The sequence below is a fragment of the Caballeronia sp. KNU42 genome (assembly GCF_053760385.1).
In genome coordinates this window covers 385,598-398,949 of sequence record NZ_CM132390.1, presented here as the reverse complement: position 1 = coordinate 398,949, position 13,352 = coordinate 385,598, and the positions used below count along the sequence as shown (strand labels likewise).

Annotated in this window: 9 protein-coding genes and 1 pseudogene; 3 read left to right on the top strand and 7 right to left on the bottom strand. The window is 56.2% G+C overall.

The features are described from left to right. Window positions 1-58: 58 nt before the first annotated feature. On the top strand, window positions 59-1,813 hold the full coding sequence (locus tag ACSOSP_RS33180) for a thiamine pyrophosphate-binding protein (protein WP_455314894.1): 1,755 nt from the start codon (window positions 59-61) through the stop codon (window positions 1,811-1,813). A gap of 293 nt (window positions 1,814-2,106) precedes the next feature. Beyond that, entirely contained in the window at window positions 2,107-3,435 is a 1,329-nt protein-coding gene (gene hisD, locus ACSOSP_RS33175; protein ID WP_455314893.1) for a histidinol dehydrogenase, read from the top strand. 186 nt (window positions 3,436-3,621) lie between these two features. On the opposite strand, the gene ACSOSP_RS33170 is transcribed toward hisD, so the two are convergent. Continuing rightward, a complete protein-coding gene (locus tag ACSOSP_RS33170; RefSeq protein ID WP_455314892.1) occupies window positions 3,622-4,557 on the bottom strand; it encodes an inositol monophosphatase family protein in 936 nt (311 codons plus the stop codon). A 43-nt stretch (window positions 4,558-4,600) separates the two neighbouring features. On the opposite strand from ACSOSP_RS33170, the gene ACSOSP_RS33165 reads away from it, so the two are divergent. Beyond that, window positions 4,601-5,764, top strand: a complete 1,164-nt coding sequence (locus ACSOSP_RS33165) for a serine hydrolase domain-containing protein (protein ID WP_455314891.1) — start codon at window positions 4,601-4,603, stop codon at window positions 5,762-5,764. Window positions 5,765-5,916: 152 nt separating this feature from the next. On the opposite strand, the gene ACSOSP_RS33160 is transcribed toward ACSOSP_RS33165, so the two are convergent. From ACSOSP_RS33160 to ACSOSP_RS33135, 6 genes and pseudogenes are all read right to left on the bottom strand, one after another. Next, on the bottom strand, window positions 5,917-6,300 hold the full coding sequence (locus ACSOSP_RS33160) for a VOC family protein (RefSeq protein ID WP_455314890.1): 384 nt from the start codon (window positions 6,298-6,300) through the stop codon (window positions 5,917-5,919). A gap of 192 nt (window positions 6,301-6,492) precedes the next feature. Then, entirely contained in the window at window positions 6,493-8,583 is a 2,091-nt protein-coding gene (gene treS / locus ACSOSP_RS33155) for a maltose alpha-D-glucosyltransferase (protein ID WP_455314889.1), read from the bottom strand. Between the two features lie 600 nt (window positions 8,584-9,183). Next, window positions 9,184-9,333, bottom strand: a pseudogene (locus ACSOSP_RS33150) (IS5/IS1182 family transposase); the annotation flags it as partial. Between the two features lie 54 nt (window positions 9,334-9,387). Further along, the gene (locus tag ACSOSP_RS33145) at window positions 9,388-10,269 is read right to left on the bottom strand and encodes a LysR family transcriptional regulator (protein WP_455314888.1); all 882 of its coding nucleotides are present in this window, start codon (window positions 10,267-10,269) and stop codon (window positions 9,388-9,390) included. 496 nt (window positions 10,270-10,765) lie between these two features. Further along, window positions 10,766-11,623, bottom strand: a complete 858-nt coding sequence (locus ACSOSP_RS33140; protein WP_455314887.1) for a glycine betaine ABC transporter substrate-binding protein — start codon at window positions 11,621-11,623, stop codon at window positions 10,766-10,768. Between the two features lie 92 nt (window positions 11,624-11,715). Further along, on the bottom strand, window positions 11,716-13,350 hold the full coding sequence (locus ACSOSP_RS33135; RefSeq protein WP_455314886.1) for a choline dehydrogenase: 1,635 nt from the start codon (window positions 13,348-13,350) through the stop codon (window positions 11,716-11,718). Between the last annotated feature and the right edge of the window lie 2 nt (window positions 13,351-13,352).

The following is a 13,352-nucleotide window of genomic DNA, read 5'->3' as shown; positions in this document are numbered from 1 at the left end:
GAGGGCATTGTGTGAATGTGTCATGGCCTTTCGTGCGTCAAAATATCGGGAGTGTCGAGTGAAGTTAACAGGCGGCCAGGTCATCGCGAAGGCATTGCGCGCGTACGGGGTACGATATGTCGCTGGTGTGCCCGGCAATGGAAATAGCGGGGTCCTTGAGGGTCTCAATACACCGGGCGCCAGCATTCCCTTTATCCGGGTCGTGAATGAGCAGAGCGCGGTCCACATGGCCGACGGTTACTTCCGTGCGTGTGGCAGTGCGATGGCAGTTGTGCTCCCTGCAAAAACCGGAATTTTTACCGCCTCTGCGGCGCTCTCCAATTGCCTGTCTGATTCCTGCGGGGTGCTCCTGGTCACTGGAGACAGGGTTAGCGATGACACGACCGCCGGTTCGACCAGCTCCACGCGGCCTGTCTCAGCATGGAACGCAGATTCGGCATGTGGCGGCCTCAAGCGGTCCTGGAAGGTGCGCGCTTTCTCGGAGCTCTCCGAAGCAATGCATCAAGCTTTTGCCAGCGTGTTGGGGGCGGGGCCGGGGCCAGTCCATCTCGAGGTTCCTCTGGAAATTCAGAAGCACACAGACCACGTGCGCTCCGAGTCTCTTCAGAACCGACTCGCGCAGGGAGGGTTGCGAGGAGACTCCGCGCTCTTTGAGCGGGCGGCCAGTCTGCTAGCCGGCGCAGAGCGTCCCGTCATTCTTGCGGGTGGCGCAGTCGTGGCTTCAGACGCTGCGTCCGAACTCAAGGAATTGGCTGAAGCCCTCTCGGCGCCTGTGCTGGTTGCGGGCAACGGCATTGGAGCAATCCCTGACGACCACGACCTGAATGCCGGGTCCGTTGGCTCGGTGGGAGGCGCCTGTGGAACCGCGCTCCTGGGCAAGGCCGATGTCATTGTCGCTGTGGGCAGCCGGCTATCGGACCTGTCCGACGTGAATGGCAGTGGGTGCAGCCTATCTGAACTGGCCGGGAAAAAGCTTATTCAGATCGATGTCGATAGAAACGAAATCGGGAAACGCTGCCCCGTCGAGGTTGGCATTGTTGCCGACGCGAAAAGCGCGCTAGTCGACCTCAAGTCCGCATTGAACGGAAAATTGAAGCGCGCTATCGGCGCACGAAGACAGCTATTCATTGAACTTATGCGCGAGCTGCGTGGGCAGTGGCGCAATGCGGTCGCCAGCAAGTCTGGAGCGCACGAAACCTTGATACGTGCGCCGCGGCCCTTCCTCGAACTCCGCAAGGTGCTCTATCGCGATGCAATTGCGGTGATTGGGTCAGGCGCTCTAACGCAGATTGCGCGTGAGCATTTCCCCGTCTATGTTCCGCGCACCTTCCTGTCGCCGGGAGCCTCCGTGGCCGGGGGTTGGGCTGTTCCTGCTGCCATAGGCGCGAAGCTCGCGATGCCGGCGAGGCAAGTCGTATGTGTGGTTGAAGACAGCGATTTTCTCCAATCGATGCAGGAGATGGCGGTCAGTGTCATGCATTCCATTCCTGTGGTTTTCATAGTCTTCAATCAAAGTGGGCCTGAATTTGTATCGGGTGCAGTGGGCTCGCTTGGTGTACGGCGGAGCATGGGTGAATTCTCTTTGCCGGACGGACGTCCTTACTCCCTTGCATTCTCGGAAATAGCGAGAAGCTTTGGACTTGAGGCGTGGCGAGTCGAACATGCTTCTCAGCTGGAGGGAGTGTTTCGGCGTGCGCTTGATAGCACCGGACCCGCTTTGGTCGAAGTGATGGTCGCTCGGCATGAAACCAATTCGCCAGCGAGCCCTAACGATGTGCAACTCCACGCGAAACAAAAAGCTACTGTGACTTAAGCCAGACCTATCTGACGACGCGAAGGGGCGGTCACAGAAACAGATTGCCGATTTCTATCACGCCCTCGGATGCAGGGGCTGTTCAACGGAAGATAGCGTCACAGTGCGTCATATTCGAAGTGTCTCGCGAAATTGAGTTGGCGTTTTTCTCGACTGATACTGGCTTCGCGCTGCAAAAGTGACGCGCTTTCCCAGGCAATGCTTTCGGACTCCGAACATAGAGTCTCGGCTAGGTAATAATTTTCTCGGTGAAGAATCCACCCAATTTCTGAGTTGCATCATAAGGGGCAATTATGTCGTTTTTTCTGAAGTCGGCTACCACGCAACCCACCGGCGAAGCTGACACCAGGCAAGTCCGTCGCGTTGTCGAGGAGGTGATTGCCGACATCTCCGCGCGCGGGGACGACGCGCTGCACGAGTACTCCGCCAAGTTCGACAAGTGGAATCCGACGCGGTTTCGTCTTTCGCAAGAGCAAATCGATGCCTGCATTGCCGAGTTGACCGAGCAAGAAATCGCGGATATCAAATTCGCGCAAGAGCAAGTTCGCAACTTCGCGCGCCATCAATTGGCGTCGATGCATGACATTGAAGTCGAGACATTGCCGGGCGTCATTCTTGGCCACAAAAATGTTCCCGTCCAGACCGTCGGTTGCTACATCCCCAGCGGTAAGTACCCACTGGTCGCGTCGGCGCACATGGGCATCGTAACGGCGAAGGTTGCGGGTGTGGATCGTGTTATCGCGACGTCGCCTCCTTTCGAGGGCCGCCCGAGCGCTCCGGTTATCGCTGCAATCCATCTTGCCGGCGCCGATGAGATCTACTGCATCGGAGGCGTACAAGCCGTGAGCGCAATGGCGCTCGGGATTGGTGAATTTCCGCAAGTCGACATCATCGTTGGACCGGGTAACGCTTACGTTGCCGAAGCGAAACGCCAGTTGTTTGGTCGGGTTGGCATTGACCTCTTCGCAGGCCCGACGGAAACCATGGTTATCGCGGACGACTCGGTCGATGCCGAACTTATTGCGACGGACCTGCTTGGTCAGGCTGAACACGGACCGACCTCTCCGGCAGTGCTCGTCACGACCTCGCGGAAACTCGGCGAAGAGACGCTTGTGGAAGTCGAGCGTCTGCTGAACCAACTCGACACCGCCGGGATAGCGCGCCAGGCGTGGGAAGGCTACGGCGAAATCATCATTTGCGAAAATGATGAAGAAGTGATTCGCGAGTCGGACCGCGTCGCATCAGAACACGTGCAAGTAATGACGCGCGACCCGGACTTTTTCCTGAAGCGTCTTCGCAACTACGGTGCGCTTTTCCTTGGCGCCCGCACAAACGTCGCATATGGAGACAAGGTTATCGGCACGAACCACACGCTGCCGACATCCGGTGCTGCACGCTTCACGGGCGGCCTGTGGGTGGGCAAGTTCCTGAAGACCTGTACCTATCAGCGAATCCTCACCGACGAAGCGTCTGTACTTGTTGGCGAGTACTGCTCGCGCTTGTGCATTCTTGAAGGGTTCTCGGGCCATGCGGAGCAGGCAAACATCCGCCTCCGTCGTCTTGGTAACATTGATGTCCCCTATGGCAAGGCTGCTCCTGTGCCGGCTGCGACGGCCAAGTAACGACCAGGCTATGCGTACTTAGCCGAAACGTGGCTCCGAAGCGAACTCGCGAACACGTGTACCGGTCGCAATGCGGCTGGTACACGCGTTTGCAGCCAGCTTTGGTGTGACCCGCGATGATTGAAAGCGGGAGGCTCGTTGTTTCCAGCATAAGCGCTTCCCAAGTCGGCATAGTCAACTATCGGTCTACCCGATTTTTGCCGTTTCTTCGAGCAGGGCGCGATGCAGCGCAGGGGTGGCGGCGGCGATGACACGGCCATCGCTTGATGGCGTCAACGGGTTGCCGTTCCAATCGGTCATAAGACCCCCGGCGCCATTGACAATTGGCACGATGGGAAGATAGTCGTACGGCTTTAGACCTGCCTCGACGACAGCATCAATTGTGCCGGCAGCGAGCATCGCGTAGTTGTAGCAATCGCCGCCGAATCTCCGGAAACGCGCCCGGCGACTCAGTGAATCGAACACTTGAAGCTCCGTTTTGCTGAACATGTCCGGCGAAGTAGCGAACAAGTTGCACTTTCGAAGGTCATCGCAACGGCTCGTTCGGATGACTTCTCCGTTGCGCTCGGTTTGGCGTCCAAGCGTGGCGACATAGCGCTCGCCGAGCGCCGGGACGTCCATGATGCCAAAGATCGGCTGTGCGTCCTTGAGTAACGCAATAAGGGTTCCCCAGAGAGGTATGCCACTGATGAAGCTCTTGGTGCCGTCGATAGGGTCGATGACCCAGCAAAGCTCCGCCGACAAGTTGACTGAGGCTTGCTCTTCTCCGAGTATGCCGTGCGACGGATAGGTTTGTGCAATCCGGTCCCGGATCATGGCTTCGATTTCGATATCCGCAACCGTGACGGGGCTGGCATCAGCCTTCTGCGCAATGTCGATGGGTTGTCGAAAGTAGCGCATGCCAATATGGCCGGTTTCGTCCAGCGTAGAGCAGGCAAACCGGCAATAGTCTTTGAATGAATTCATAGTCCCTTGAACCTGAGAGCGGGGCGTTGAGAGCCACCTTAAAAAATAACGCGTTAAGGCCGCGACGTCCCGGGAAGTTGTTTGATTGTAGTCTGCAGTGCTGCAGTAACCGAGTGTGTGAACGATAAATTGCACACCGGTGTCCGCATCGTGCATGTCTTATTTCTTTAAGTAGTCGATGTCAATGCTGAGGACCGTGATGAGCGAGGCAGGCCAACTCGAGATTCAAGTGTGCCGAAGGGTGCGTAGTGCGTTGGCTCAGGCGGTCGACGAGACACGCATCGCCGGCGGCGTAGTCTTGGTTGCGCTGGACGGCGATGTCATTGCGCAGGAGGCGGCGGGCTTTGCAAATCAAGCGCTTGCCATTCCGATGCACATAGATACGCGCTTCAGACTGGCATCCGTGACAAAGCCAATCGTCAGCCTTGCGGCGATGAAGCTCCTGGAAATGGGCGTCCTCGGTTTGCACGAGCCAGTCTCGCATTGGTTGCCCTATTTCCGCCCGTCTCTCGCAGACGGGAGGCGGCCGGAAATTACTCTGCACCATCTGTTGTCGCATTCATCCGGACTAAGCTATGGTTTCCAGGAGCCCCAAGGCTCGGAATATGAGCGTTTTGGCATTTCTGATGGGCTCGACTGTTCTGGCCTGAGCCTCGAAGAGAATCTTCGGCGGCTGGCCGCAGCCAAGCTCAAGTTCGAGCCGGGAACGGCATGGCAATACTCCCTGGCTCTTGATGTCGTCGGTGCAATCATCGAGCGAGCGACGGGACGTACGCTGCCGGATGCTATCGACGCATTGATATCCGGTCCGCTTGGACTGGACTCTCTTGCATTCACTGTTCAATCAGAATTTGAGCTTGCGGTTCCTTATGTCGATAGCCTGCAAACGCTGAGCGTGATGCCAGAACCGGCGGAAGTTGTGCCCCCGGAAGGTACGAACGCAATTCGTTTCTCCCCCTGTCGCGCCCATACCATCGGAGAGTTTCCGTCGGGCGGCGCAGGGATGGTAGGCGCAGCGTCGGACATCCTGAAGGTCCTTGAGATAGTACGCAAGAAAGGCGCCGGGTTCATAGACGCAAAGCTTGCGCGCCTGATGTGCAGTGCTCACGTCGGAGCGGACCTGCGAGCGCAAGGCGATGGGTGGGGATTTGGATACATGGGCGCCGTGTTAATGGCCCCTTCCGTGCTGAATACCCCGCAGCGTGTCGGAACAGTAGGGTGGGGCGGAGTGTATGGACACAGCTGGTTTGTTGACCCCGCAGCCGGGCTGACTGTCGTGTCACTGACCAACACGACCTGGGAGGGCGTGGGAGGTCGATTTCCACAGGATGTCCGGGACGCTGTCTATGCAGCGCTCCGTTGACGAAACGCTCATCGCTTCGTCACGGGCAGCTCAATATAAACAGGCTGGAAAACTAATCAATTGCCACCAGCTTTGCTAGGTGGCGCCACTTGCTAGAGGATAGCCTTGGCATGGTCGCGCCGAGCACTATTGGCTTCAGCCAGTGCGGGGCTTTAACTGGTAATTTCGACTCGCGTGCCGTCGGGAGCGACTATCACGGCCTCATAGAAACCATCGCCGGTGCGACGAGGGCCAGACAACAAAATTCCGTCTGCCGCGCAACGCTCGGCCAACACGTCGACAGCATCGGCATCGCCAAGCGAAACCGCGATATGGTCCCAGCCGAGGCACTCATCAGCTGCTTTGTTTGCAACCCAAGGCCCCGTCATCAGTTCAATCTGAAGCGAGTCCGGTGCTAGCCGGATGAAGCACGACGTGAAGCCGGGACGCCGGGCGCTGTGGTAAAGCGGTCCCACTTCGGCGTTAAAATACCTATGCCAGAACTCGGCGGCGCTTGTAATGTCGCGTGTCCACAATGCCACATGTGCTAATCGCATGCTTTCCTCGTTTGTTTCTCTCAACTGCTCTGATTGACTCGCAGCTGCGAGTTCCCTTATTGCAAAGTTGCAGCGGCTGCGAATCAGCGGGTCGCGCTAGTCAGTCGGGTTTTGCGAACAGACATACGACCAGGGCAACACCGCTTCATTCAAGTCAACGAAATGCGGAAGCGTGCCCGTGCTTCGTAAACATTATCTCACGTCGTCTTCGTCATCGATTGCCGCCGGCAGGGCGCTCACAATGCGTAGCGAAACCCCGCGGTAGCCATCCAGGGAGATTCTCAGTGTCCCCGACTCGTCAAGGTCACCAACAACCGACTCCGCAAGCATGTCGACGACTGGACCAGAAGCAACGCCCGGCAACAATATCAACTCATCCACATTGCTTGCGCTGAAATTGAGGGCGGTCACTTGCGTGCCTTTGCCCGCAGGAAGCTCATGAACCATGACGAGCAGGCTGGGCGAGGTGACATCCGGTATGGCAATCTGTTTGCTTGAAGCAAGCTTATAGGCTTCGCGCACTGATAGGAGGTGTTTGAGTTGTGAGGCAAAGGAATTGGGATTAGCCAGCTGTTCGGGTAGGGGGCCGTACAAGGCCATTGCTCTGGGAATGCCTTCTCCGGATACGGTTGCGTCTGGATTCTCACCCGTCAGGTCGTAGGCCCCACGATGAATCCACCTGGTATCGCCGTCCGCCATGCGCTCTTCGACCATTGCAATGGGTAACGGCAATGCACCCACAAGATCCCAACCTGAGATTGCAAAGACGCCGGGTTGAAGCGCGTTATACATTGCAAGCAGCAAGTGAATTTGTTGGATGTTTTCCTTGTCCTGCGCGCTCATGGAGTCCAGTTCACGAATGTTAAGCGCGGCAGTGATAATGCTCGCAGTCGTGCAGGAAACTCCATTCGTGACGAATCGCAGGTTGTAAGGAGCGTGTTCACCGCTCAGGCGTTCGTACATCGTTTCGCGGATGTGTTCGCGGAGAATGTTTCCGGGCCATGTCTGGCCTTGAAACGTGAATGTGGTGTGCGCATGCAACGTCCAGAAATGCACGAGTTCGAGCGTCAGTTCGTCATGGTTCTGAAGCGCATGGATCAGGGAGGCAGGGTCGATTCCATACTGATGCACCGTTTTCAGCATGAGTCGGAGAAACTCGGTATCTCCTGTCAACAGTGCATGCTGATAAGCCGGGCGTGTGATGAAATCATAGGAGAGGTCCGCACCCCCTTTTGACATCGCTGCGATGTCATCGACGGTGAGATTTAGCTCCTGAAAGCTGAAGCCTCCGGCTTTACGTATTGATCCTCCAAGTAACTGATTACTGGTAATCGAAAGCGGGTGGCTCTCGGACCAGGCATCACCATGTGGCCGGCGCTCAATGCCCAGGAAACCATTTGCGTCCAAACGGATCCCGCGCGCCCCGAGAACATCCAGGGAGTGGAGGGCATCGCCAATGATTAGCTGCTGTGCCGCGAAAGTCGGGTCCAGCCAATTGAGCGAGGGCTGTCCCTCCTTGAAGTAGTGCAGGTAGACCCAGCGTCGGGTAACGCCATCGACCCCGGCGACGGGAGGCGTTGCGCTCCAATCAGTTTCTTTGATTCCTGGCTCAAAGAAAATGACACGTTGAAGCTGTCCGACTATGTAGCACTTCTCCTTGAGTGCATCCACAATCTTCGGCGGCAAGTTGACGGCATCTCTCCCTTCTGGAACGTCAGGAAGGATGCTCCAGTCATTCGGTTTGATTTCTACCATGTGGTAGAGGCCGGGATAGTCGCCGTAGTTCATCTCGGCTAACCGGAAGTCGGCTCCCTTTCCTGTATGCGACGGGACGACGTCGTCGATGACAATTGCGTTGTGAGCCGCTGCCATTCTGCTCATCGCGACGAACTCTTCTTCGGTGCCAAAGCGCACGTCGATTTCGAGACCGATGCGGTCGAAGTTGCCGTCAATCGACGGCGTGAAAGTCCGGTCTGTGAGTCCACCCGCCAGCTTTGTCGGGCCGGGGTGAACAGCCTGGATGCCGATTGAGGACAATGCGCGCCAAAGAGCATCGCTGCCGAGGGTCCGAAGGACGGAGTCGCCCGGTGCTGTGATGACCGCACCGGGATAAGCGGTGAACCACACTGACGACATGGCACAGGCAATTCGAGGTCTGGACTCGGCATACGGGTGTAACCAAAGCCTGGCTTGTCCGGCGTATGTGCGGGCACGGGTACGGAGTTGATGAAGCATCGAATGACTGACGAGCCATTCAACATATTCGGCGGCTGGAGTATTCACGACAGGCCTCTTTGGAAATATGCTGTTTATGCGCTCACGAAAAATCTCAACATATGCGGAGCGCTCTCTTGCAAATGCTATACCCAAAGATGGCCAGGAGCGATGTGACTTGGAGGCGAAAAAGGGTTGCGCTTCAATGCCCGCAAACCTGCGTCGCATCGCCTTGATGGTGGGGCTGGAAGCGCAGACGTCGCGTGACGATTTCGCGCAAGTTGGCGTCACTTAGCGTCACCTTGCGTCAGCCTTGCCGGCGTGGAGAGACCCCAGTGCTGCACATGCTGCGGAGCATCCCTGATGATGTGGTTCGATTGGATATCAACGGGAGCGAGTGGTCGATTGGAAGGAGGGCAGCCTGCTTAGATTTCTGGTAACCGGAGGTCCTCGCGTACCCACGTCACCAAGGCCGATACGATTATCTGTCGATCAAGCCAACTCGATTGCGCTGGTTGTTCAATGAAGAAACGCTGCTGTCCGTCCGGCGGTAGGCTTCGCGCGGAAACAGATCATCCCGGAACGCGAGGCCTCTTAAGGCCTGCAGCTTACGCTTGAGTGAGTCGATCAAGTGCCGGCGAATTTCAGGACCTACAGGGTGCTCAAGCACCCGCCACAATGCTTGAGCGTTCCGAAGACATGTTCGACAGTTCGCCTGCGCACGGTCATCGCATCGGGCGTCTTGTCCAGCCGACGTTGAACTGCTTCCAGCACCGACTCATACTGCCATCGACTTATCTGTCGTTGGTCGCTGGGCGTTGTTACGTCAAAGTATTTACGGAGCAGTAGTTTGGATTTTCCGTCAGCATTCTCTCAAGAATTGGTCTCAGTCCTTCGAGTCGAAAGAAGCAACTGAGTCTGAAGGAATTCGGCGATCGAATCCAAACCGGGCTTCTTGTCGCTTGAAATTGCAAGGCGAATTTTGAGTTGGTCGCTAACTGGCGTGATCTTGAGCTTATTTGATGATGCGGTTGCTACGCTAAGCGAGCTTTGCGGCAGAAGGGATGTGCAGAACCCGTTCTCGACAGCCGACACGATGCTCGAGAGATTGCCCGAACGAAACGCAATCCGATGCAACTGCGTATGTTGAGCTGCAAGTCGCAAGGTCATGTCTCGTAGGACGCAGTCGACGTCGAGCAGACCAATAGCGGTGTAGCTGTCGGCCACCTGTTCAGTCTGCGCGGGTTCGGCCCAAACAAGCCTCTCCTCCCATAATGGAAGCCCCGAGTCGATGTCTACATCCTGCGTCAAGATAGCGAGGTCAAGCTCGCCGTTCTCAATTTTTCGTCGGAGCTTTCGGCTCAGATCGCACTCTACCGTTGGTACAACAGCGGGAAATTTATCGTGAAGATAGGGCAGCGCCGATGACAAAAGCGCAGGCGCATAGTCGGCTGGCACCCCGATTCGGATCTCTCCAACTATCGGCTCTCTCAAGAACTCATTTAACGCCGCATTTTCGAGCCGGAGCAGCGCACGGGCGTGCGCAAGCATTCGCTCGCCTGCAGGAGTAACGCGCAGGCTTTGGTTGTTTCGCTCGAGCAGTCGTTGCTCCACGCACTCCTCAAGCCGCTTGATCTGCATGCTCACGGCCGATTGCGTCAGGAAAAGATGCTCGGCGGCGCTCTTGAGACTACCCGAGAGGCAAACCGTTGCATATGTCTCCAACACATTGAGGTCCAGTTTTCCTCGTCGCATCGCCTGGCTCCGTCCCGCAGAAAAAAAATTTAAGATGACCCGATTATGCTTTCTCCCACTTTTCACCGCAATCAGAAACGCCCAGCCCATCCGCCTCTACCATTGGTTGGGTCCGGTGCAAATGGGGATGTGAAAATCGGGTACGGTTTGGTACTGGAGGAGCCAATGGTCGCCGACGAGTGCGATGAAGAGTCTTGACGAGCTGTTCGATCGGCGGCACTTTGGTCGCGAGATCGGGACAATTCTGGCTCGCCAGCTTGCGGCTCAAAGATACGGTTGCGCCTGCTATTTAAAATACCATCGTCACCGCTCAATAAGCAATCCTATATAAAAGCAATAAATCGTAAGATCGGTTATTCGCACCAGAGCCGTGTTTTCAGGAGACCGGCTGCGCCGGCCTCCTGAATCAGACGTTGGAAAAGTCCAAGCGGGCAGATTGACACGTTCTAGAGAGGAACTGCTGTGCGTGTCCTTGCCTTTTTACAGTTCCCGTTGCTCAGTGTATCCATTGCTGGATCAAAGGCCGATTAGCATCGATCCACACTTTTGTGCCTTTCTCTGGCGTCGTCGCGCCTTGCTTGATAATCTCCGACATCAAAGTGCCGAGCGAATTGTCATCCATCTTCCATTGTTGCAACCACCGCTCCGCGTCCGGATAATTCTTTTTGAACGCTTGCGTTTCGATGCCGTAGATTGAGTCGGACGAGCCGTACTCGCCTTTCGGGTCCTTCAGATACTTGAGCTTGTATTTGGACCAGATCCAATGCGGTTTCCAGAGCGTCACGACAATCGGCTCCTTGCGCTGTTCCGCTCGCTCCAGCGATAAAATCATTGCCGACTCGGACGACGCCTGAACGTCGTAATCGAGTTGATAAGTTGTCTTGGCTTTCTCGGTCTCGCGCATCAGGCTACTACCGGAGTCAATGCCCACGATCTTGGGGCGACCGCTCGATGCGAACAGTTTTGTGTTTGCGTTGAGCTGCTCAATGCTATCCACCGCGACGTAATCTGGGACAACGAGTCCCAGGTTCGCTTCCTTGAACCACGGCCCGACAAGGGAAACTCTGTCCTTGACCTTGTCGTAGGCCGGCTGATCGAGTGTTGGAAGCCAGACCTCGAACGTCAGGTCAATCTGTCCTTGAGCTACGCCGTTATAGATCAGCGCTTTGTCAGCGTTCTGCAGACGTACGTTGTAGCCTTTCTCGCTCAGAAGAATTTTCCAGAGATTCGCGACGGCGACGTTTTCTGCCCAGTTGTTCACGCCAATGGTGATCGTTTTGTCTTCCGCACGGGCAGTGCTGACGCCTGAGATCAGGAGTATGACGGGGAGAAGAAACTTGAAAAATTTGAACATGGTCTTCGAAGCTCCCTGTTAGAAAGTTATCGGGTGGGTATAAAGCGGGAGAACGTTCGGGCTGATTCAGTTGCCCGAAAATTCGGTTCACGTCATGCAACAAACTTCAAGAATTCAGCTCGCAACGTCGCTCGGCCCAGCACGAGGTCACTTGCCCGTTCTGCCAACATGATAGTTGCCGCGTTTATGTTCGCGCTCGGCACAGATGGAATGACCGACGCATCGATGACACGCAGTCGCTCTACCCCTTTAACCTTCAATTCCGGGCTCACGACGGCAGACCGGTCATTCTTGGTTCCGATCTTGCACGTTCCACATGGGTGGTAGGCGCTCGACGCATCCATCCTGATGAATTCATCAAGGGCAGCGGTTGCGCTCACATCAACTCCTGGCATGTCTTCACGGAAGTGAAAGCGTCGAAGAGCAGGTTGTCGGGCGAACAGCAGTCCAAGCCGAACAGACTCGCGCATGACACGCCAGTCATCCTCGGTGCTCATGTAGTTGGGGTCTATCAAAAGCGGGTCTTCAACTTCTCCGGACTTCAACCGGACGTGCCCTCGACTGGTTGGGCGCATCGGACCCACACCGATGCGATAGCCGTTCGTTTGACGTGTTGGAATCCAGTCCTTGTTAAAGAACACCGGGAAAAAGTGGAACTGGACATCCGGATGGCTGATGTGGGCACCGCTCTTCAGAAAGGCCCCGACATGGCACTGATTGACGGATGCAACGCCAGACTTGCGTCCAAACCACTGGACACCCGCAAGCAGCATCCTGTGGAACTGTAGTTCACGGTTGAGCGAGACAGGTTCTTTCGTCTCAATCTGGATATGGCATTCGAGGTGGTCCTGCAGATTCTGTCCGACGCCGGGCAACTCGACCCTTGGGTCTATACCCGTTTCTTTGAGATGATCGCCCGGACCGATCCCGGACAACATCAGCAGTTGCGGAGAGCCGAAGACACCTGCGCAAAGCAACGTCTCTTTCCGGGCGATGACATTTACAAGCGTGTCTTCATGCAAAACCTTGAATCCGGTGGCTCTGTTTCCTACGAGGTTGATTTGCTTGAGCGTACTTTGCGTCCAGATCGTCAGATTTCCATCGTCCTTACGCGAATGGAGGTAGCCGTACGAGGCACTGTTTCGAATACCGCGGTCGACGCTCATTTCGAATCGTGACACACCTTCCTGCTGGTATCCGTTCACGTCGGAGGTGAGAGGGTAGCCGGCCTCGATTCCTGCATCGAGAAAGGCTTGATTGAGCGGGGAGAGCTCTTCCTGACGCTGAGCGTGAATGAACCCGTCAGTGCCTCTGTATGCGCTCTTTATGTCACTTCGTTCAATCTTTCGAAAGTACGGCAAGCAATTCTTCCAGCCCCACCCAGTCGCTCCTTCCTGGTCCCAACGGTCATAGTCGAGAGGATGGCCTCGAAGCCACGTCATGCCGTTAATGGAAGACGAGCCACCGAGGACGCGGCCACGCGGTTGCTGGATACGTCGATTGTCGAGGTTCGTCTGCGGCTCTGTCTGGAACCAGTAGTTGTATCGCGAGCTTGGCTTAAAGATCGACCGCAGGCCCGCGGGCATGCGAATGACCCAAGAGTTATCGCGTGGACCTGCTTCAATCAACAGGACCCGATTGCCGGCGTCAGCGAGCCTGCGTGCAAGGACGCATCCGGCAGAGCCCGCTCCGCCGATAACGTAGTCAAATTCCACAACTTGGCTCATTT